Consider the following 21,150-nt stretch of genomic DNA (forward strand, 5'->3'; position numbering starts at 1 on the left):
CCACGCCGCGCTGAAAGGCGGTGAAGTGATGCAGGAGATGGTGGGGATGATGGCGGAGATCGCCGACAGCTCGAAACGCATCGCCAATATTACCAGCGTGATTGACGGCATCGCTTTCCAGACCAACATTCTGGCGTTAAACGCCGCGGTGGAAGCGGCGCGTGCCGGTGAGCAGGGCAAAGGGTTTGCGGTGGTCGCGGGCGAGGTGCGCAGCCTGGCGCAGCGTAGCGCCAAAGCCGCCAGTGAAATCAAAACGTTGGTGGAAACCAGCGCGGGTCGCGTGCAGTCGGGCAGTAATCACGCTGATGCGGCCGGGCGCACCATGCAGGATATTGTCGACCAGGTGCAAAATGTCACGGCATTGATTGCCCAGATCAGTTCTGCCACGGCGGAACAGTCCATCGCGTTAAGTGAAGTGAGTACTGCAGTGGAAGATCTCGACGATATCACGCACCAGAATGCCGCTCGCGTGGCGGAAAGCGCCGAAGCGTCCGGGCGCATGACGCGTCAGGCGAATCGCCTGGTGGAAGCGATCAGCGTGTTTCGTTAAAGGATATTGCACGCGGCGCGAAATGCGCCGAATCGTCTGGTCGAAGCGATCAGCGTGTTTCGTTAAAGCGTCTCGCGCGCTGCCCTTAATGCGCCGGGTGGTGAGCCGACAATGCGTTTAAACGCCCGGCTAAACGCCGCCAGCGAGCCGTATCCGAGGTGGAAGGCGACGCTTTCCACCGCTTCGCCCTCATTGACGATACGTTCCACCGCCAGCCGCATGCGCAGTTCAGTGAGGTAGCGCAGCGGCGTCATGCCGGTAGCCGTTTGAAAACGGGCGGCAAACACTGAGCGTGAACTGCCCGATTCGCGTGCCAGCCGCTCCACCGTCCAGTTTTCGCCCGGCTCACGATGCATGGCTGCCATCGCCAGGCTAAGACGCGGATCGCGCAGTGCCTGCACTAATCCACTGCCTTTGCCGCAGCCGTTTTCCACCCAGCCGCGCACAATCTGCGCCGCCACCACATCCGCCAGTCGGGACAGAATCCCGGCGAAACCGGCTTTGCGCTCGCGGGTTTCACGCTCCATCGCATCGAGAATCGGCTGGATTTCCGGGTACTGCGCCAGCAAGGTACTCACCAGCATGACATCCGGCATGGTGTGTACCAGCGGCTGCATACCGCCGAGTTCAAACGCCATGCAGGCGCTAAATAAAATGACATCGCTGTCGTCCGGGCAACCTTCGCTGCTGTCAGCGATGTCACAGACGCTGCCACAGATCGGTTTGCTGTTGAAGGTGCCAATCGGTTCACAAATGGCGTCTTCGCTGGAGATCAACGCGTGCGCTTTGCCGTGCGGGATCAGCATCGCATCGCCTGCCTGCAACGGATAGATCACGCCAGACGCTGAGCGGATCATTAACGATCCACGGCCAACAAAGTGCAATTGTGCTTTGCCCGGCGCGTCATCGTATTGCAAACCAAAAGGGTTATGTAAGGCGATACGCTGATATTTCACGCCATACAGGCGCATGCCCATCAGCAGTTCACTGGTCAGATCTTCATAGCGGCTCATACGAATCCAGACGAATTATCAAAAAACAAAGTTTTTGTATCATAGATCGTCTTGCCTCATCTCACTATGCTTACAACCTGAATTTTTGTGATGGGGATCGCAAATGAGTCTGGATACTGAAGTAGTCGAAACAAGTATAGCGGTGGATAAACCCGCATGGGGCGCGGTGTTTGCCATGGCGTTTGGCGTGTTCGGCCTGATCACTGCCGAATTTCTGCCGGTGAGCTTGCTGACACCGATTGCCGACTCGCTGCAGGTGAGCGAAGGGCAAGCGGGCCAAACGGTGACCGTGACTGCGCTGGTGGCATTGCTCACCAGTCTGGTGGTCGGCAACCTTACGCGTCGTCTCGATCGTCGCGTCGTGATGCTGGCCTTTACGCTGCTGCTGATTGCCTCGGCGCTGCTGGTGGCATTTGCAGAGAATCTGCCAATGATCCTGCTGGCACGCGTGCTGCTCGGCATGGCGATTGGCGGTTTCTGGACGCTTTCCACTGCGATTACCATGCGGCTGGTGCCCAGCGATCAGGTGCCGAAGGCGCTGTCGATAGTGTTTAGCGGCATTTCGCTGGCGACCATCATTGCCGCACCGTTGGGCAGTTATCTCGGCGGCATTATTGGCTGGCGTAATATCTTTCTGCTGACCGGTGCATTGGGCGTGCTGGCGTTGTTCTGGCAGTTCTTCACACTGCCTGCGATGCCGCCAGAGAATAAAGCGCGCAGCGGCGGCGTGCTGGATCTGCTGCGTAACGGCCTGATGCGCTGGGGCATGCTGGCGGTGATCATGATGTTCACCGGACACTTTGCCTTCTTTACCTATCTGCGTCCGTTCCTGGAAAGCAGCGCGCAGCTCAATATCAATCAGCTGTCGCTGGTGCTGCTGGCGTTTGGCGTGGCGAACTTCTTCGGCACCTCACTGGCGGGTTACCTGGTGACGCGCAGCGTGTCGCTGACGCTGACCGGCATGGCGCTGGTAATGAGTGTGACGGCGGTGGTGCTGGTGAGTTTTGGCAATCTGCCGTGGCTGGTCGGTGCCGGCGTGGCGGTGTGGGGCCTGGCATTCGGTTCGATGCCGACCGGCTGGTCAACGTGGATCTCCCGTGCGGTGCCGGATGATGCGGAATCCGGCGGCGGTTTGCTGGTGGCGACGATTCAGTTGGCGATCACCGCAGGTGCTGCGGCCGGTGGCTGGATGTTTGATCTCAACGGCGCGGGCGGTGTGTTCCTCGCCAGCGGCGTGCTGATGCTGCTGGCGGCCATCACTATCTTTACCCGCGTTCGTCATCACGGTTAATTTACCTGCGGCACCGGTGTTTAGTCACGCGTGATCACGCAGGCTGGGGCCGCTTTGGGACTGGCGTCCTCGCGCCGCTACGCGGTGCCCTCACGTCATTCGTCTGCCTGACGGAACGGCGGGGGATGGCACATCCCTGTGCCGCCCCGCCTTCTGCCCGCGTCCTGCGGGCTATCCTGGCAGACTCATTCTGTTCGGCGCTGCGGATTGCCTGTCCCAAAGCGGCCCCAGCCTGCTTCTGAACACTTGTGCGTATTGTTAGCAATCTCTTTGAAATGCCTGCCTCAAGCCATGAACGGTGACAGATTGAAAAGCAGCTGTTTCAGACATAAATCCTGCACCATTCTAAAAACCCAGTTTTTTAACCCTTTGCACACAGGTTAATCCAAATGTGCTTTTTATATTCAAATTAATCGAATAACTACGGCAAATCTCTCTGCTTTTTTGTGATCGAATTCACGCCTATTATTTATCTCAGCAAGGCGATGAAGCCTTATCCGATAAAAAATCATTGAGGAATTGACCATGAAATCTATCAAAACTTTTGCTGCTGTTATCGCTCTCTCTGCTCTGCCATTCGCCAGCTTCGCGCAAAGCGTCACCGCATGTGCTTCAACACTGGATGGTGCAGAAGCGCAAATCGCTGCTCAGGCACATAAAGCTGGTGCTTCCTATAAAGTGACTGAAGCCAATTTCAACAACGGCGTGCACATGACTGCCGAGTTGACCAAATAAGTCTGCGTTAACGATCTGTGCTGACAGGGTGCCTTAGGGTGCCCTGGCGGCGTTGGTAACTGCATAAAATTCTGTTACTTTCCTACCTAAATGATTACTATTCTCAAAAACTAACATCCTTCGTCGGCTCACCTCGGGCTGTCATTCTAAAATTGGTTGCATTGTCGGGCTTTCACTTCACTGCCATGAGGCGGTGGATTTGCTATGGAGAAGTTATGAAAGCGATTAAAACAACATGGGCGTTACGTCCATTGCTGCTGGCAACGGCGCTGTTATCTTCCGCTGCGGTACTGGCAGCGGAGTCTCAGCCGCTGAACCAGGTGATTTCCAAAGGGGCTTACGAACTGGCGTTCAGCAACAGCGATAACGCGCTGTTCCTCGCCACGGCGCAAAACGCCAGCACCAAAGGCGGCACCGTTTATCGTCTCGATCCGCAGGATCTGTCGGTGAAGCAGACCATCAATACCGATCTGCCGACCTTTGGCGCCGCTATCAACCAGAAAACCAACACGCTGTTCTTCGGCAATACCCGTGATGCGGCGCTGACCTCGGTCGATGCCAGCAGCGGTAAAGTGCTGAACACGCTGGTGCTGGATGCGCGTAAGCGCAGCGAAACCGTCCGTCCACTGCAACCGCGTGAAGTGGCAGCGGATGCGGCAACCGATCGTGTGTATGTCACCGGCCTCGGTGAGCAGAGCGTGGTGTGGGTTGTGGATGGCAAAACCCTGAAGCTGGTCAGCACCGTACCGAACACCGGTAAAATGGGCACCGGCCTGGCCATCGATTCTGCGGCACAGAAGTTGTACGTAACCAACGCCGATGGCGAACTGGTAACCATCAATACGCGCCTGAACGCGATTGAAAAACGTCAGAAAATCGATGGCGACAAAGACCACTTCTTCCTGAATATCGCGCTGGATACCCAGGGCCATCGCATCTTCCTGAGCGACTCTAAACAGCCTCAGGTGCTGGTGCTGGATTCCCGCACTCAGCAGGTGATTCATAAGATTGATGTGCCAGAATCGCTGGCGGTACTGTTCAATGCCGACCGCAACGAGCTGTATGTGACGCACCGTAAAGCCGGCGAGATCAGCATCATCGACGCCAGCTCTTATAAAGTGAAGCGCACGGTGAAAGCACCGGGCCTGCCAAACAGCCTGGCGCTGTCAGCAGACGGTAAAGCGCTGTTTGTCAGCATCAAGCAGCCAGGCACCCGTAAAGAGCCACCAAAAAACCCGGATAGCGTCCTGCGCATCGCGCTGTAAGCGGCAGTTATCTGAAACTCAAGGGCGGCGTGTGCCGCCCTTTGCATTTCCGCACTTTCCTTCCCCGCTCGCCCCGCGATATACGCTACCTTTTACCTCGACAACACCAATGGAGAGGAAGCAATGAGCCAGTTTTTTATGCATGAGAAAAACGATCTGGTGAACGAAGCCATCGAAGGGGTTTTGCTGAGCACGCCATGGCATAACCTGAGCCGCCTCGATCTCGGTGATGAGATCCGCGTGGTGGTGCGCACAGATTGGGATAAGAGCAAAGTGGCGCTGATCTCCGGCGGCGGATCGGGCCATGAACCGGCGCACGCCGGTTTTGTCGGCAAAGGCATGCTCACGGCGGCGGTATGCGGCGATATCTTTGCCTCACCGAGCGTCGATGCGGTGCTCAATGCCATCATCAATGTCACGGGCGATGCAGGTTGTCTGCTGATTGTGAAGAACTACACCGGCGACCGGTTGAACTTCGGGCTGGCGGCGGAGAAAGCGAAAAATCTCGGCTACAACGTCGAGTTGGTGATGGTGCAGGACGATATTGCACTGCCCGAAAATCCTCAGCCGCGCGGCATCGCTGGAACCGTGTTGGTGCATAAGATCGCCGGTTTTGCCGCCGAGCAGGGGCAATCGCTGGATGAAGTTAAAGCGCTGGCGCAGCGTGCCATCGACGCCACCTCATCGATTGGGCTGGCGTTTGCGACCTGCCATATCCCGGGCGAAAAGCGTGATGAACGTGTCGAAGCGGGCCACAGCGAGCTGGGCATGGGCATCCACGGCGAACCGGGCGTGGTGACACTGGATACCCAAAACAGTCGAAAAATCAGCAGTATTATGACCGATAAGCTGGCGCAGTCGCTGCCAGACGGCAAACAGGCGCTGCTGTTGATCAACAACCTCGGCGGCTTCTCCCAGCTGGAGCTGGCGGTGTTGACGCGCGAAGTATTGCAATCGCCACTGGCGGCGCGGGTTACCCACCTTATCGGTCCGGCAACCCTGGTCAGCGCTTTAGATATGAAAGGCTTCTCGCTGTCATTGCTGGCGCTGGAGGAACCCTTCCTTGAGGCACTCAATGCGCCGGTGCAGGTGCTGGGCTGGGTACCGGTCTATGATTTTGCACCGATCAGTTTACAGAGCGCGGAAAAAGTCGGCAGCGTGCTGGATTTCGATCCGTCCGACAACGCTGAAGTGGCAAAACATGTCGACCGCGTGACGCAGACGTTGATAGATCTGGAAAGCGAACTCAATGCGCTGGATGCCAAAGTCGGCGACGGCGATACCGGCTCAACCTTTGCTGCGGGTGCGAAGAAGATTCAACGCGGCCTGCGTGACAAGCAGTTGCCGCTGGATGAGTTGCCGACCTTAATGGCGCTGATCGGTGAGCAACTGGCGACGGTGATGGGCGGTTCAAGCGGCGTACTGATGTCGATTCTGTTCACCAGCGCCGGGCAAAAACTGGAAGAGGGCAGCGCACTGCCGCAGGCATTAATGCATGGTCTGGAGCGCATGAAGCATTACGGTGGCGCGCAGCCGGGGCATCGTACGTTAGTGGATGCGCTGCAACCGGCGCTGGAGGCGTTAGTGGCGGGTGAGTCACTGGCCGCTGCGGCGAAAGCCGCTCAGCAAGGCGCGGATGCCACGGCAAAAATGCAGAGTGCCAAAGCGGGACGTTCGGCTTATCTGAACCAACAAAGTCTGGATGGAGTGAAAGATCCGGGTGCGTATGCGGTTGAGAAGGTGTTTACGGTGTTAGCAGGCTGATGGCAGCTGATTGATGAGAAGGGTAGCGGCGCGATTTATCGCGCACACCTGAAGCGATATAACCGCTGACAGATGCGCAATAAATAACGCCGCTACAACAACCTTACTCCGCCGACTCGCGCATCATCTCTTGATGCGGGATATCCGACAGAATCTGCTCGAAACTGCGCAGACGTTTGTAGATCGACATCAGTTCGACCAGTGTTGACCAGGAGGAGATCAGATACTGGAACGATGAGCGCACCTGGTCAAACACGTTAGTAATCTGGTTGAGCAAACCGAGTGTGATGGTCCCGGCAACAATCGACGGAAACAGCAGGAACAGCCCAAACACGTTATCGACCTGCAGATAGAGAATGCGGGTGATGTTGAAATAGAGATAGTGGAAATAGAGACGGAAATAGTTAAAGCGCACGCGGCTAAACAGCTCATTTACCGTCGGCGGTGACGCGCGATCGGCGTTGTCTTCGCCATACACCAGCTCTTTACGATAGGCCGCTTCCACACGTTGATTGCGGAACTCCAGCCCTGGCAGCTTAATCCCGACGATTGCCAGCAGTCCGGTACCAAACACCGACCACAGCACCGCCGCAATCACCAACGCATACGGGATATTGCCCAACAGCGGGATATCTTTCACGTGATGTGACAGGGTGATCAACACCGGCAGGAACGCTACCAGCGTCATGATCGCCTGAATAAAACTCACGCCCCAATCTTCCAACGTGCTGGCAAATCGCATGGTGTCTTCCTGCACACGCTGAGCGGCACCTTCCACATGGCGCAGGCGCTGCCAGTTGTGCATGTAGTAATTGTTCATCGCGGTGCGCCAGCGGAACACCCAGTGGCTGATAAAGAATGAGTTCATCACGCCAATCACCACCGCAATCAATGCGATACCTAAAAAGGCAAGAACCTGCTGGTAAAATTCAGCAATCTGCACCGATCCGGCTTTGGTTAAGGCTTTTTGAATCAAGTCATAGAATGGACCATACCAGGCATTGACCGCTACGCCGACCTGCACACCAAACCAGGTGACAAAGATGATCAATGCTGCACCCCACACTGACCAGCGCTGCCACGGATGGTTATCGATCACCTTCCATGCAAGGGCGAAAATCGCTGCGACGATCCAGTAATAGGCATAAAACCATAGTTGGCTCGCATGAATAAAGCGGCTGGCATTGGTTGGCAATGGCTGCTGCATTGCGGCCTGTAGCGCAGGCCAGCGTGCTGGAAAATCATTGAAAAAGCCAAACCAGGCAAAAATCGCAATCAAACTCCAAATCGCGGCCGAGCTGAAAAACAGCGCTGGCCGCGGAAAATAGGACTTAAACATAGGCACTCCGCTGTTATGTGTACTCTTTTATACCGCGTCAGACAGTGCTTTGTCTGTTGTGGGTTGTATCTGACGATGACAGCATCGCTGCTGCGATGTAAAGCGACACCATGACTTGTTAAGTATTTTGTGCGCATTTGTTTCGAGAAACTAAATTAATAACAGTTGTGGTGTTACACTATGTGCACTGTTACCGGTAACAGTGACGCTGTATCCCTTAAGCCACAACTAAAAAAACAATACAACGCAACGAGTTAACTTTCATACCGCATTCATGTGGTAATGAGGCAATGTCATGTCAGAACAAAAAAATGGTCACAGTCGCAGGGATTTTCTGCTGAGAACCATCACCCTGGCGCCAGCGATGGCCGTTGGCGGTTCGGCAATGGGCGCGTTAGTGGTGCCGATGGCCGCAGGAGCAGCAGAGCAACCCGTCGCACCTCAACAAGCACGCGCTTATCAGCCAAGCTGGTTCACGGCGGAAGAGTTCGCCTTTATCACTGCGGCAGTGGCGCGCCTGATCCCCAATGATGAACGCGGTCCTGGCGCACTGGAAGCCGGTGTGCCGGAGTTTATCGATCGTCAAATGAACACGCCGTACGCCACCGGCAGCAACTGGTATATGCAGGGGCCGTTCAATCCCGATCTGCCTAAAGAGCTGGGTTATCAGTCTCCGCTGGTGCCGCAGCAGATTTATCGCCTGGGTCTGGCCGATGCCGATGGCTGGAGCAAAAAGCAGCACGGCAAAGTGTTCGCTGAGCTAACCGGCGAACAGCAGGACGCACTGCTGACCACGTTTGAGAGCGGTGAGGCACAGTTCCCGCAGCTCAATAGCAAAACCTTCTTCTCCTTCCTGCTGCAGAACACCCGCGAGGGTTACTTCAGCGATCCGATCCACGGTGGAAATCAGGGCATGGTGGGCTGGAAGCTGATTGGCTTCCCTGGCGCACGTGCCGACTTTATGGATTGGGTGGAGCGTGGTGAACGTTATCCGTTCCCGTCAGTGGATATTCGCGGGGAGAGGGCGTAACCGTGGCAAATGAATTGAAAAAAGTAGACGCGGTGGTGGTGGGTTTCGGCTGGGCCGGAGCCATCATGGCGAAAGAGCTGACCGAAGCCGGTCTGACGGTGGTGGCGCTGGAGCGCGGTCCACATCGTGATACCTATCCTGATGGATCTTATCCGCAGTCGATTGATGAACTGACCTATAACATCCGTAAAAAGTTGTTCCAGGATCTGTCGAAAAGCACCGTGACCATCCGTCACGATGCCTCGCAAACTGCGGTGCCGTATCGTCAGCTGGCGGCGTTTTTGCCGGGCACCGGCACCGGCGGTGCAGGTCTGCACTGGTCAGGCGTGCATTTCCGTGTCGATCCGGTGGAGCTGAACCTGCGCAGCCATTACGAGCAGCGCTACGGCAAAAACTTCATCCCGGAAGGCATGACCATCCAGGATTTCGGCGTCAGCTATGATGAGCTGGAGCCTTTCTTTGATCAGGCTGAGAAAGTATTTGGTACATCCGGCAGCGCCTGGTCGATCAAAGGCCAGCTGCAGGGCAAAGAGAAAGGGGGTAACCCTTACGCGCCGGATCGTTCCAGTGCTTTCCCACTGCCTGCGCAGAAGCGTACTTACTCGGCACAGCTGTTTGCCCAGGCTGCTGAATCAGTGGGTTATCATCCCTATGATATGCCGTCAGCCAACACCTCTGGCCCGTACACCAACACCTATGGTGCGCAGATGGGGCCGTGCAACTTCTGCGGTTACTGCAGCGGTTATGCCTGCTACATGTACTCCAAAGCTTCTCCGAACGTGAATATTCTGCCCGCGCTGCGTCAGGAGCCGAAGTTCGAACTGCGTAACAACTCCTACGTGCTGCGCGTCAATCTGACCGATGACAAGAAGCGCGCCACCGGCGTGACCTATCTGGATGGTCAGGGGCGTGAAGTGGTGCAGCCAGCGGATCTGGTGATCCTGTCTGCGTTCCAGTTCCACAACGTGCATCTGATGCTGCTGTCAGGCATCGGCAAACCGTACAACCCGATCAGCAACGAAGGTGTGGTGGGTCGTAACTTCGCCTATCAGAACATCTCGACCCTGAAAGCGCTGTTCGACAAAAACACCACCACCAACCCGTTTATTGGTGCGGGCGGTGCGGGCGTGGCAGTGGATGACTTCAACGCAGACAACTTCGACCACGGCCCACATGGTTTTGTTGGCGGCTCCCCGTTCTGGGTGAACCAGGCGGGTACCAAACCGATCTCCGGTTTGCCGACGCCGAAAGGCACGCCAAACTGGGGCAGCCAGTGGAAAGCCGCTGTGGCTGATACCTATAACCATCATATTTCGATGGATGCGCACGGCGCGCACCAGTCGTATCGCGCCAACTATCTCGATCTCGATCCGAACTACAAAGATGTCTATGGCCAGCCGCTGCTGCGCATGACCTTTGACTGGCAGGACAACGACATCAAGATGGCGCAGTTTATGGTCGGCAAGATGCGCAAGATCACCGAAGCGATGAACCCGAAAATGATCATCGGCGGCGCCAAAGGACCAGGCTCTCACTTCGATACCACCGTGTACCAGACCACGCATATGAGCGGCGGTGCGATCATGGGTGAAGATCCGAAAACCAGTGCGGTGAACCGTTATCTGCAGAGCTGGGATGTGCCTAACGTGTTTGTGCCAGGTGCCTCTGCGTTCCCGCAGGGCCTCGGCTATAACCCAACCGGCATGGTGGCGGCGCTGAGCTATTGGTCAGCTAAAGCTATCCGCGAACAGTATCTGAAGAACCCCGGCCCCCTGGTTCAGGCATAAGGAACACGGCGATGATCAAAAGCATTTTGGCCCTGTTTCTGGGCACGATGACGTTCGCCGCAGTGGCGGACGAAGCAGGTTCGGACGCTCTGGTGAAGCGCGGTGAGTATCTGGCACGCGCGGGTGACTGCGTAGCCTGCCATAGCACCGAGGGCGGCAAGCCGTTTGCCGGTGGATTGCCGATGGCGACACCAATTGGCACCATTTACTCCACTAACATCACCCCGGATAAAACCACCGGTATTGGTGACTACAGCTACGACGATTTCCAGAAAGCGGTGCGTCATGGCGTGGCGAAAAATGGCGAGACGCTCTATCCGGCGATGCCATATCCGTCCTACGCGGTAGTCAGCGATGAAGACATGCAGGCGCTGTATGCCTACTTTATGCATGGCGTACAGCCGGTGGCGCAGGCTAACAAAGACAGCGACATTCCCTGGCCGTTGTCGATGCGCTGGCCGCTCTCCATCTGGCGTGGCATCTTCGCGCCAGACGTGAAAGCGTTCCAGCCCGCCGCGCAGGAAGATCCGGCGCTGGCGCGCGGTCGCTATCTGGTGGAAGGTCTGGGTCACTGCGGTGCCTGCCATACACCGCGTAGCATCACCATGCAGGAAAAAGCGCTGACCAACGGCGAAGGCAATGATTACCTGTCAGGCAGTAGCGCACCGATTGATGGCTGGACCGCCAGCAATCTGCGCGGTGACAACCGTGATGGTTTAGGCCGCTGGAGCGAAGACGATCTGAAGCAGTTCCTGCGCTTTGGCCGCAACGATCACACCGCCGTATTTGGTGGCATGACCGATGTGGTGCAGCACAGCCTGCAGTATCTCAACGATGAAGATATCAGCGCGATTGCTAAATATCTGAAGTCGCTGGGTGCGAAGGATGCCAGCCAGACGGTGTTCACGCAGGATGATGCGGTCGCCAAAGCGTTGTGGAAGGGCGATGACAGCCAGCCAGGTGCTTCGGTGTATGTCGATAGCTGTGCGGCCTGTCATAAGACCGACGGCAGCGGTTATCAACGTTTCTACCCGGCACTGCGCGGCAATCCGGTCGTCATGGCGGAGGACCCGACCTCGCTGATCCACATCGTATTGGTGGGCGGCACCTTGCCTGGCGTGCAGGGCGCTCCGTCAGCCATCACCATGCCGGCATTCGGTTGGCGTCTGAACGACAACCAGGTGGCAGATGTGGTGAACTTTATCCGTGGCAGCTGGGGTAATGGCGTGAAGTCGACGGTGACGGCGAAGGATGTGGCGAAGCTACGCAAGGATGAGGCGGTCGAGTCGAAACAGGGCAGCGCGGACATTAAGGTGCTGGAAGGGCAGTAAAGTGACATAAAGCGGGGCGCAAATTTGCGTACCGCTTTAACCAGATAGGGCCGCCATTTTCATCATTGGCGGCCTTTTTACAAAACGCCAGACCCTAAGCGGCTCCAGACTGCGTTATCACCCGTTACTTACCGCTGGATATCAAGACTCCTTACGTCTTGTTAAATATTCTCCAAATCCAGCCCGCGTGTTTTCGGACCGTAAATCCCCACTGACAGCATCACCACCAGCATGCTCAGCACGATAAAGACGATCACGCCCTGGCTGCCGGCGTACTGCAAAATAATGCCGATCAAAATGCTGCTGAACACCGTGGACAGGCGGCTAAAGGAGTAGCAGAAGCCGACCGCACGCGCGCGAATATGCGTCGGGAAAATCTCGGTCTGATAGGCGTGGTAGCTAAAGGTCAGCCACGCGTTGCTGTAGGTGATCAGGAAGCCACAGATGATCATCAGCACCGGATTGGTTGCCAGCGCGAACAGCGTGCCGAATACCACGGTCATCAGGGAGGAGAAAACGATCTGCCATTTGTTCTCGAGCTTATCGGCGTAGCGACTGCAAATCAGTGAGCCGAGCGGATAAGCCAGGGTGATAAAGAACGCATACAGCAGGCTGTGGGTCACCGTTGCGCCTTTGCCGGACAGCAGTGCAGGCAGCCAGTTACCGAAGCCGAAGAAGCCAATTGCCTGGAAGAAGTTCATCACTACCAGCATCAGTGTACGCTTGCGGTAAGCGGGGGACCAAATCTCGCTGAAGCGACCTTTTTTTGGCAACGCTGCTGCGGCATCGCTGTCAGAGAAATCTTCGCCCGGCGCAATCCCGCAGCGTTTTTCCATCTCACTCAGCACCTTATGCGCTTCCTGATGACGGCCCTGCTGCGCCAGCCAGCGCGCCGATTCCGGCAGGTTTTTACGAATCAGCCAGATCACCAGCGAGCAAACCGCACCGGCGATCACCACCCAGCGCCAGCCTTCAAGGTTGAGAATAGTTTGCGGTACCAGCCACCATGACATCAGCGCCACGGCAGGCACCGACAGGAACTGGATAAAGAAAGAGTAGGCAAAGGCGCGGCTGCGCAGATGAGCAGGCACCCATTCGGACAGATAGGTATCAATGGTCACCAGCTCAACACCGAGGCCGATACCGACCAGGAAGCGGAACAGGATGATCATTTCAGCGCTCTGTTGGAAGGCCATCAACAGCGAGAACACGCCGTACCATGCCAGTGCGCACATAAAGGTCAGACGACGACCAAAGCGGTCGGCATAGGGAGCCAGCAGGCTGGCACCGACAAACAGGCCGAGGAAAGTCGCCGAGGCGAAGGCGGCCTGGTCGGCAATGCCGAAGACCCCTTCCGAGCCGGTATGAAACACGCCAGCTGCCAGCAGACCAGAACTGATATAGCCGGTTTCAAACAGATCGTAGAGCTCAAAAAAACCGCCCAGCGCCAGCAGCGTAATAAAACGCCATAAGCCTGCGGATGAGGGCAGTGCATCGATGCGCCCGGCTAAGGTGCGGCGATCCGCTGCGATGTGATCGTTCGCCATCCCTGTCGAAGTGATTGTTGTCATTATTGGATAAACCTCGGTGTTTGCAGAACTCGCACGGTTTTATGGGTTTTAAAAATAATTAACCGTTAGCAAGCGAAGGAATAGCAGGATAATCAATTCATCGCGGGTTGCCGAGAGGGGCAACGGTGACATTTTCGCAATCTACGTTGCAGTTCACAGAAGTGTGGTCGCCGTCCATGGCGATGCGATTAATGCAGGCTGGGGTAAACGCCCGGTCCAATCGGTAAACCCAGTGCGTACCATGCCAGCAGCAGGATGATCCAGCTGATAAAGAACACCACCGGATACGGGAAGATCAGCACATAATAGGTGCCAAGTTGCGCATCTTTTTGGTATCGCTGCAGGAATCCGAGGAACAGCGGCAGGAACGGTGACATCGGCGCGAGGGGCAATACGGCAGAATCCGCGATACGGAAAATCATCTGCGCGAAGGCCGGATGGAATCCGAGCAGCATAAACATCGGCACGAACACTGGCGCCAGAATCGACCAGATGGCTGAGCCGCTGGCAATAAACATGCACAAGAATGCCGACAGGAACATCAAACCGAGGAACGCGGGCGCGCCACTGATGCCGGCACTTTCCAGCATATCGGTCAGACCGATCGCCATGAATTTGCCCATGTTGCTCCAGTTAAAGAAGGCGACAAACTGCGACAGCGGGAACACCATCACAATAAAGCCCGCCATGCTCTTCATCGGATCCACCAGCAGCTGCGGGATGTCATCGGCCCGACGGATTTGCTTTGTCACGGCGCCGTAAGCAATCGCCACCACAAAGAAGAACAGGATGATGATCGGCACAATGCCCTGAATAAACGGCGAAGGAATGATGCCGCCGGTTTTCGGGTTACGCAGGGGGGCATGTTCTGGCACCACCAGCAGGGCCATCAGGGCGATAAACACCAGCGCGGCAATGCCCGCAGCCCGCAGGCCCCGGTTCTCCAGCGCGGTCAGCGGCGGCAGGCGATCGTTGTTGCCGCCGTTCCACGCAGGAAGACGCGGCTCGACAAACTTATCAGTAAGGATGGCACCGGCAATCGTCAGCACAATCACCGAGCTGGCCATAAAGAACCAGTTATCGATCACACTCACGTGCACGGTATCGCTCACCGCTTTCGCGGCTTCGGTACTGATGCCGGAGAGCAGCACATCGGTGGTGACGATCAGCAGGTTGGCGGTAAAGCCGGAAGCGACACCCGCGATAGCCGCCAGTAAACCCGCCACCGGATGACGACCCACGGCGAGGAAGATCAGCGCGCCCAGCGGTGGCATCACCACCAGTGCGGCATCCGATGAGATATGGCTGAAGAAGGCGATAAACAGCACCATATAGCTGGCGTAGCGGCGGCTGACGCGTGAGGCCATCTTCACCATCAGCGATTGCAGCAGGCCGACTTTCTCTGCTAAACCCGCACCAATCACCAGCGCCAGAATTGACCCCAGTGGCGTGAAGCCGCTGAAGTTTTTGATGATGTTAGGCAGAATCCATTGAATCCCGGCCACGCTCAGCAGGTTGTTGACCCGCACCAGTTCGCCATTGGTGGGATTTTTCACTGCCAGATCGAAGTAGCTGATAATCGCGGTGGCGACCATCAATACCACGATCAAATAGACAAACAGTAAGAACGGGTTGGGCACTTTGTTGCCGACCCGCTCAATCCAGCTAAACAGCTTCCCTGGGCTGCGGTTCTCCGTGGTCACTTCCATCGGTTATTCCTCGTCATGTCTGTTGTATTTGCGCCCGTCATACTTCAAGCCGCTGAGGCGACTCGAAGTATGACGGGCTTTAGTTTTTATTTTTTTGGTTACTGCATCCGGGTTTGCGCCGGATTGAATCTTTTATGCCGCTAAGGCTTTTATAATTTTGATGGCGTCACATCTGCCGGAATCGGGCAGCTGTAGGGCTGTTCGCGGCGCACGCGCTGGAACTCTTCGCGGCAGCGCGCCAGTGCTTCTTCATCCTGCAACAAGGTCAGCGCGGTGGCGGCCATCACTTTGGCGGCCAGACACATGCCTTTGTGGCCCAGCGAAGTGCGGCCCTGCGCCACCAGTTGCCAGGTGTGCAGCGGGGTACCAAAGGCGAAGCAAGGCGCAAAGCACTGCGCGGTTGGCGTCACCCAACTCACATCGCCGACATCGGTTGAGCCATACAGCAGCTCGCGCGTTATGGCATACGGTGCCACTTCATCCATCAAAATTTTGTCGCCCAGCGCCTCGGTCCATGCCACGCCTGCCTCGCCGCCGGTGCGCGCTGCGTTCAAACGCGCATTGCGCAGATCGTCCTTCGTTAGCGTGGCACGAATCTCGGCGGCGAACTGCTGCTCCTCCGCGCTGTACTCGGGCAAGCCAAACTGATGCAAGTTGCGCTCCATCACCGCTTCCAGCGCGCGATTCGGCACATAGTTGGAGCAGGCTTTATCGAAGCGCACCGTCATGGTGGTGTCGGTCATCAGGGCCGCGCCTTTGGCGATATTGATCACCCGCTGATAAATATCCTGTGCCTGATCGAGTTCTGGCGCGCGGATCAGATACAGCACTTCGGCATCGGCTTGCACCACATTGGGGGAAACACCGCCGGTGTTAGTCACGGCGTAGTGCACACGCGCTTCCTGCACGATGTGCTCGCGCAGGAAGTTGGCACCGGTGTTCATCAGCGTCACGGCATCCAGCGCACTGCGTCCCAGATGCGGCGAGTTAGCGGCGTGCGCGGCCACGCCTTTGAAGTGAAATGCGGCCTGGATATTGGCCAGCGTGCTGAGGTTGAACATGCCGCTGAAGCCTTCAGGATGCCAGGTGACCGCAGCATCCACATCATCAAACAGCCCTTCGCGCACCATAAAGGTTTTGCCAGAACCGCCTTCCTCGCCTGGGCAACCGTAAAAGCGTAGCGTGCCGCGCTGGCCGTTTTCTGCCCACCATGCCTTGATGGCAAAGGCCGCGGCCAGTCCGGCGGTGCCCAGCAGATTATGGCCGCAGCCGTGCCCGTTGCCGTTTTCCACCAGTGGTTGTGGTGTGGCGCAGCCTGATTGCTGGCTCAAACCGGCCAGCGCATCAAACTCACCGAGGATAGCAATCACCGGTTTTCCACTGCCGATGCTGGCGATAAAGGCGGTGTTGATATTGCCGACGCCACGCTCGACGGCAAAGCCTTCCTGCTCCAGCGCATCGGCCAGAAGGGCGGCGGATTGCGTCTCTTCAAAGCGGGTTTCCGGTACATCCCAGATGGCATCGCTAAGGGCGGTGAAGCGCGGCTGGTTTTCGTTGATGTAACGATCGATAAAATCGTGATGGCTCATCGCTGACCTCCAAACTGTGCCTGGTTCAGCGCCAGCGTCGCAAGGGTTTGCACCGCTGTGGCCATAATCGCTTCGTCAAAATCGAACTTCGCGTTGTGGTGGCCTGCCGCCAGATCGCAACCAAAGATCACATAGGATGACTGACCGCCACGCTGCTGCACGCGCTCCAGCATGTATGTGGCATCTTCCGAACCCGCCGCCTGCTTTTTGGTATCCACTACCGAGGTGAAAATCCCCATGGCATCGGCCTGCTGGTGGATAAAATCGACCCACGGCTGGCTTGGGGTACAGCTGCGTGCGCCACCCATTAGTTTGATGTCGTACTCAACGCCATACATCGCCGCCGCGCCGGAAATCACGCGCAGGGCTTGCTGATAGATGTCATCGTTAACCTGATTGCTGACGCCACGGGTTTCCACTTTCATCAGGGCATAATCGGGTACCACGTTGCGTCCGGATCCCGCCTGCAACACACCTACGTTGACGCGTGCGACACCGCCGCTGTGTTGTGGCAGGTTGTGCAGCGCCAGTGTGGCTTGCGCGGCGGCCAGCAAGGCGTTACGACCCTCTTCTGGTTTACCGCCCGCATGCGCGCCGACGCCAGTGAAATTGACGTCCAGTTTGGTGGTGGCCAGGAAGCTATCGCTGCCGCAAACGATTTCGCCAGCAGGCACGCCTGTGCCGAGATGGATAGCGGTAAACAGATCCACATCATCCACCACGCCTGCGGCCACCATCGCTTTAGCGCCACGCACGCCCTCTTCGGCAGGCTGGAAGATGATCTTAATGGTGCCGCTGAGCTGATCTTTCATCTCCATCAACACGCCCGCCAGCGCCAGGCCGATAGTAGTATGGCCGTCGTGGCCGCAGGCGTGCATCATGCCGGAGTTGCAGGAGGCAAATCCTTCACGGGTAGGGATGTGGTCGGCATCACGGCTTTCGTTCTGGTCCAGCGCATCCATATCGACACGGAAGCCCATCACCGGGCCGGGACGACCGGTCTCCAGCGTGGCGACTACGCCGCAGAAGCCGCCTGAGAAACGCGAGATCCACTGTGGCAGTGCGCCTTGCTCCAGTGCACGGGCTTCCTGTTGTGCCAGTACCTCGTCAGAAGGTAAGCCCATGCGCGCATCGGCATCGATCACGTCGCGGCCGAGCTTGAGCTGATAACCAAGACGATGCAGCTCTTCGGCCACTATCGTTGCAGTACGGAACTCCAGCCAGCCCGATTCGGCAAAATGGTGCAGATCGCGACGCCAGCTTTGCATCTGTGGAATCCGCGCGTTGACGAGGTCGGAGAGGGTTTTCATCGGCATATCCTTTGTGTTGGTTTTTTATGCATTATCCCGAATCTACACAATGGTATTGGTGCGCATAAGATGCGAATATCTTGTCACTGATAAACAACGGTTATCACAAAAATCATGCCTGCCAACCTCAAACTTCATCAACTGCGCGCCTTTGTCGATGTGGCCCGCCAGGGCAGTATTCGCGCTGCCAGCCGCTTATCGGGACTTTCACAGCCTGCGCTGACCAAAGCGATTCAGGAACTGGAGCTGGCGCTTGGCGCACGTTTGTTCGAACGTCGTCAGCAGGGCGTCACGCTAACGGATATCGGTGATAACTTTTTTCGTCATGCCAGTCTGGTGCTGGAAGAATTGCGCGTGGCGCAGGAGGATATTCAGCAGCGATTGGGATTGGCGGGCGGAAGAGTGAACATCGGCGTGGGCGGCAGTATTGCGCGCACTATCATGCCGCAGGTGATCACCCAGTTTCATCGTGAATACCCGCTGGTGAAGGTGCGTATCGTTGAGGGGCAGCTGGTGTCGATGGTGCATGAACTGCGTCAGGGCGCCCTGGATTTCACCGTTAATACCTACGATCAACATCATCTGGATCAGGAGCTGATTTTTGAGCGGCTAATGGAGCGTGACTATCAGGTGGTGATGCGAAAAGGCCATCCGATGGCGCATGCCCGCTCACTGAATGAGTTGCAGCACTGTGACTGGACGATGCCGACGCCGCAGGGTAGTTACTATCGGTTGCTGCACGATCTGTTTGGTGAACGCGGTATGGCACCGAAGATCGTGGTGACCTGCGAAACCTTTATGGCCTGCACCAGCCTGGTGGCAAAGAGTGATTTTGTCAGCATCATCTCGCGCGATGTCATTGAGGATCCGACGCACGGTGGGCAACTTATTGCCCTCGATCTTGACGATCCGTTACCAAAAGCCACCTTCTATTTGATCCAGCGGAAAGACACCGCGCTGACCCCAATGAGCGCTTATATGGCCCAGCTGTTCCGCCGCTATTGTCAACAAAAGTAAGATTGTGTCCTGGATTGTCAGCAAAGTTAAGAGTGCGGTTTGGCTCGCAGCTTTTTAAAAATTGCGCATTACACTCGCTCCGTACGTTTACGTTAAGGATAACCGACCATGCAAATTACACCTTATTTGTTTTACAACGGCCGCTGTGAAGAGGCGATCGCCTTTTATCTTGCGGCCACTGACGGCGAACTACTGTTTAAAATGACCTTTGGTGACATGCCGGATGAAACCCCTGTTGAGGATGAGGGCTGCCCCTCTGGCGTGACCTTCTCGCCAGAACAAATCATGCATGCCCAGCTGCGCATCGGTCAGGGTGAATTGATGATGAGCGATGGCGCACAGCAGGCAAACTAGGCCGGCTTTTCCGTATGTTTATCGACACTCGATGAAGCGCAAGGAAAACGTTGGTTTGATGCTTTATCCGCAGGCGGAGAGGTGACGAAAGCGTGGGAGCCGACATTCTGGGCGCACGGTTTCGGCATGTTAACCGATAAGTTTGGCGTGCCCTGGATGGTGAGTGCGGACATGCCGCAGAGTTAAACCGGAACAGTTTGTGACCAGGTACGCATAAATGCGTACCTTACAAGGGGCGCCAGTGATGGCGACCCTTGTATTCATACGAATTAGAAGTTGTAACCCACGACCAGATAGTAACCCCAGCCCGTCGATTTCACTTCAAACGGACCGTTGCCGAAGTTCAGCTCCTGCCCATCCGCCCACTGACCGCCATTGTGGAAATAACGTGCCACGGTAGAAACGTGCCAGTGATCGTAGTTCAGCGACAGAATGTGGCTGGACGCGATCGAATTGCTGGTACGTGATGGACCGGTCTCATCGCGCAGGTCTGAACCCCAGTCGAAGTTGGTGAAGCCGATGTAGCTCAGCTTGCCGCCCCACAGATCGGTAATCGGCACAAAGTATTTCACTTTGAAGCGATAACCATCCCAGCTGTTTTCGTTCGCTGCACCGTAGTTCTGCCACTGGTATTTGGCATACACGTTCAATGACAGACCGATATCGCTGTGGGTATCGATGTCGGTACCCAGACCCATGTACCAGGTGTTCTGACGCTGTGAAGCGTTACGACCCATGTCATAGATGTAGTTGTTGGCGAAGTACCACTCTTTAAACGGACCAAATGCCAGGCTGGTGCCGGTCAGTTTATCGATAGAGAAACGCGGTTCAATTTCCATGAACAGCGGCGAACCGTGGTCGAAAATGCCGTTCGCGTTGCTGTTACCCACGCCGAAGAAGTTGGTTAAATCCGCATAGCCGTAAAAATCGAACCAGTCTTTTTTAGCAAAGGCTTCGTATTCGAGATACACGTCATTGTTGAACTGTGGTCCGAAGCGGGTGTGATAGCTGCCCACCACGTTAACGCTCTGGTGCCACCAGTCTGAAAGATACTGCGGATCGCTGTCTGCCGCTTGTGCCGCGCCGGTCCAGCTGCTGGCCAGTAAGGCCCCTGCTATCAATGCTTTAAATTTCATTATTTTATTAACCACATGCTAGTGATTGCTGCGGTTGCGCCGCAATCGAGTGAAATCAATCCCAGGGGATGGGCCGTGAGTTGTTTTTATCCGGTCTGAATCGCCGAATTTTCAAATGTGCGTAATGTGCCTGTAACAGAGCGATAGGAAATAGATTTTGATCACGTTTGTCAAAATGTGTTGCATTTTGATTCACTGTAAATGTGATTGTGATCACATAAATGCTGTGTGGCGAACGGAACCCCGCAACCGTTTACGTTGTCGCGTACAACCGTAAAAATGTCAGATGCAGAAAAAGAACGTAGCGGCACGATTCATCGTGTGCCTTTGGAATTTGGCGGCGGAAAATACGTGGTTCA

The 21,150-nt window shown here is 56.2% G+C and carries 16 protein-coding genes and 1 pseudogene; 10 read left to right on the forward strand and 7 right to left on the reverse strand.

The genetic code is table 11. From position 1 onward, the window contains the following. Positions 1–550: methyl-accepting chemotaxis protein (locus tag RT340_RS00525; RefSeq protein ID WP_313373428.1), on the forward strand; the 550-nt coding region annotated here is incomplete at its 5' end. 62 nt (positions 551–612) lie between these two features. Here the strand turns inward: RT340_RS00525 and RT340_RS00530 are convergent. After that, positions 613–1,563 (reverse strand): AraC family transcriptional regulator, encoded by a 951-nt coding sequence (locus RT340_RS00530; protein WP_097118970.1) that lies wholly within the window; start codon positions 1,561–1,563, stop codon positions 613–615. Between the two features lie 103 nt (positions 1,564–1,666). Here RT340_RS00530 and RT340_RS00535 point away from each other — a divergent pair, with 103 nt between their 5' ends. The 4 genes from RT340_RS00535 (at position 1,667) to RT340_RS00550 (ending at position 6,618) form a co-directional block, all read left to right on the forward strand. Then, on the forward strand, positions 1,667–2,854 hold the full coding sequence (locus tag RT340_RS00535) for an MFS transporter (RefSeq protein WP_097118971.1): 1,188 nt from the start codon (positions 1,667–1,669) through the stop codon (positions 2,852–2,854). A 525-nt stretch (positions 2,855–3,379) separates the two neighbouring features. Continuing rightward, complete coding sequence (locus tag RT340_RS00540) at positions 3,380–3,589, forward strand: DUF1471 domain-containing protein (RefSeq protein ID WP_097118972.1); 210 nt, start codon at positions 3,380–3,382, stop codon at positions 3,587–3,589. 215 nt (positions 3,590–3,804) lie between these two features. Then, positions 3,805–4,854: a YncE family protein gene (locus RT340_RS00545; protein ID WP_160834353.1), complete on the forward strand. Its 1,050-nt coding sequence runs from the start codon at positions 3,805–3,807 to the stop codon at positions 4,852–4,854. A 123-nt stretch (positions 4,855–4,977) separates the two neighbouring features. Next, a complete protein-coding gene (locus tag RT340_RS00550; protein ID WP_097118974.1) occupies positions 4,978–6,618 on the forward strand; it encodes a dihydroxyacetone kinase subunit DhaK in 1,641 nt (546 codons plus the stop codon). 103 nt (positions 6,619–6,721) lie between these two features. On the opposite strand, the gene sbmA is transcribed toward RT340_RS00550, so the two are convergent. Next, a complete protein-coding gene (gene sbmA / locus RT340_RS00555) occupies positions 6,722–7,957 on the reverse strand; it encodes a peptide antibiotic transporter SbmA (RefSeq protein WP_034826847.1) in 1,236 nt (411 codons plus the stop codon). Between the two features lie 295 nt (positions 7,958–8,252). Here sbmA and RT340_RS00560 point away from each other — a divergent pair, with 295 nt between their 5' ends. From RT340_RS00560 to RT340_RS00570, 3 genes are read left to right on the forward strand one after another with little or no spacing between them, the layout of a single operon-like run. Continuing rightward, positions 8,253–8,987, forward strand: coding sequence for a gluconate 2-dehydrogenase subunit 3 family protein (locus tag RT340_RS00560; RefSeq protein WP_058962216.1), 735 nt, complete (start codon positions 8,253–8,255; stop codon positions 8,985–8,987). A gap of 2 nt (positions 8,988–8,989) precedes the next feature. Continuing rightward, a complete protein-coding gene (locus RT340_RS00565; protein WP_058962217.1) occupies positions 8,990–10,774 on the forward strand; it encodes a GMC family oxidoreductase in 1,785 nt (594 codons plus the stop codon). Positions 10,775–10,785: 11 nt separating this feature from the next. Further along, positions 10,786–12,105: a c-type cytochrome gene (locus RT340_RS00570; protein WP_097118975.1), complete on the forward strand. Its 1,320-nt coding sequence runs from the start codon at positions 10,786–10,788 to the stop codon at positions 12,103–12,105. A 161-nt stretch (positions 12,106–12,266) separates the two neighbouring features. On the opposite strand, the gene RT340_RS00575 is transcribed toward RT340_RS00570, so the two are convergent. The 4 genes from RT340_RS00575 to RT340_RS00590 all read right to left on the reverse strand — a co-directional run bounded on the left by RT340_RS00575 (position 12,267) and on the right by RT340_RS00590 (position 18,284). Then, positions 12,267–13,676 carry an MFS transporter gene (locus tag RT340_RS00575; protein ID WP_313373440.1) on the reverse strand — a complete coding sequence of 470 codons (1,410 nt, stop codon included), beginning with the start codon at positions 13,674–13,676 and terminating at the stop codon, positions 12,267–12,269. Between the two features lie 188 nt (positions 13,677–13,864). Next, positions 13,865–15,385 (reverse strand): p-aminobenzoyl-glutamate transporter, encoded by a 1,521-nt coding sequence (gene abgT, locus RT340_RS00580; RefSeq protein ID WP_058962220.1) that lies wholly within the window; start codon positions 15,383–15,385, stop codon positions 13,865–13,867. Between the two features lie 149 nt (positions 15,386–15,534). Further along, positions 15,535–16,974 carry a M20 family metallopeptidase gene (locus RT340_RS00585; protein WP_211729088.1) on the reverse strand — a complete coding sequence of 480 codons (1,440 nt, stop codon included), beginning with the start codon at positions 16,972–16,974 and terminating at the stop codon, positions 15,535–15,537. Next, entirely contained in the window at positions 16,971–18,284 is a 1,314-nt protein-coding gene (locus RT340_RS00590) for an amidohydrolase (RefSeq protein ID WP_211729089.1), read from the reverse strand. Before RT340_RS00590 ends, RT340_RS00585 begins: the two co-directional genes overlap by 4 nt. Before the next feature lie 114 nt (positions 18,285–18,398). Here RT340_RS00590 and RT340_RS00595 point away from each other — a divergent pair, with 114 nt between their 5' ends. After that, positions 18,399–19,301, forward strand: coding sequence for a LysR family transcriptional regulator (locus RT340_RS00595; protein ID WP_097118980.1), 903 nt, complete (start codon positions 18,399–18,401; stop codon positions 19,299–19,301). Between the two features lie 108 nt (positions 19,302–19,409). Then, positions 19,410–19,841 (forward strand): annotated as a pseudogene (yjdN, locus tag RT340_RS00600) (VOC family metalloprotein YjdN). Positions 19,842–19,924: 83 nt separating this feature from the next. Here the strand turns inward: yjdN and RT340_RS00605 are convergent. Then, positions 19,925–20,791: a nucleoside-specific channel-forming protein Tsx gene (locus tag RT340_RS00605; RefSeq protein WP_160868442.1), complete on the reverse strand. Its 867-nt coding sequence runs from the start codon at positions 20,789–20,791 to the stop codon at positions 19,925–19,927. Positions 20,792–21,150 lie beyond the last annotated feature (359 nt).

Origin of the sequence: Pantoea sp. CTOTU50773, assembly GCF_032082325.1 — a bacterium.
GTDB classification, from domain to species: Bacteria; Pseudomonadota; Gammaproteobacteria; order Enterobacterales; family Enterobacteriaceae; genus Pantoea; species Pantoea communis.

What these genes read in the sequence shown, in the direction of transcription:
- RT340_RS00530 (WP_097118970.1), bottom strand. Translation starts at nt 1,563, where the DNA reads ATGAGCCGCTATGAAGATCTGACCAGTGAACTGCTGATGGGCATGCGC.
- RT340_RS00535 (WP_097118971.1), top strand. Translation starts at nt 1,667, where the DNA reads ATGAGTCTGGATACTGAAGTAGTCGAAACAAGTATAGCGGTGGATAAA.
- RT340_RS00540 (WP_097118972.1), top strand. Translation starts at nt 3,380, where the DNA reads ATGAAATCTATCAAAACTTTTGCTGCTGTTATCGCTCTCTCTGCTCTG.
- RT340_RS00545 (WP_160834353.1), top strand. Translation starts at nt 3,805, where the DNA reads ATGAAAGCGATTAAAACAACATGGGCGTTACGTCCATTGCTGCTGGCA.
- RT340_RS00550 (WP_097118974.1), top strand. Translation starts at nt 4,978, where the DNA reads ATGAGCCAGTTTTTTATGCATGAGAAAAACGATCTGGTGAACGAAGCC.
- sbmA (WP_034826847.1), bottom strand. Translation starts at nt 7,957, where the DNA reads ATGTTTAAGTCCTATTTTCCGCGGCCAGCGCTGTTTTTCAGCTCGGCC.
- RT340_RS00560 (WP_058962216.1), top strand. Translation starts at nt 8,253, where the DNA reads ATGTCAGAACAAAAAAATGGTCACAGTCGCAGGGATTTTCTGCTGAGA.
- RT340_RS00570 (WP_097118975.1), top strand. Translation starts at nt 10,786, where the DNA reads ATGATCAAAAGCATTTTGGCCCTGTTTCTGGGCACGATGACGTTCGCC.
- RT340_RS00575 (WP_313373440.1), bottom strand. Translation starts at nt 13,676, where the DNA reads ATGACAACAATCACTTCGACAGGGATGGCGAACGATCACATCGCAGCG.
- abgT (WP_058962220.1), bottom strand. Translation starts at nt 15,385, where the DNA reads ATGGAAGTGACCACGGAGAACCGCAGCCCAGGGAAGCTGTTTAGCTGG.
- RT340_RS00585 (WP_211729088.1), bottom strand. Translation starts at nt 16,974, where the DNA reads ATGAGCCATCACGATTTTATCGATCGTTACATCAACGAAAACCAGCCG.
- RT340_RS00590 (WP_211729089.1), bottom strand. Translation starts at nt 18,284, where the DNA reads ATGAAAACCCTCTCCGACCTCGTCAACGCGCGGATTCCACAGATGCAA.
- RT340_RS00595 (WP_097118980.1), top strand. Translation starts at nt 18,399, where the DNA reads ATGCCTGCCAACCTCAAACTTCATCAACTGCGCGCCTTTGTCGATGTG.
- RT340_RS00605 (WP_160868442.1), bottom strand. Translation starts at nt 20,791, where the DNA reads ATGAAATTTAAAGCATTGATAGCAGGGGCCTTACTGGCCAGCAGCTGG.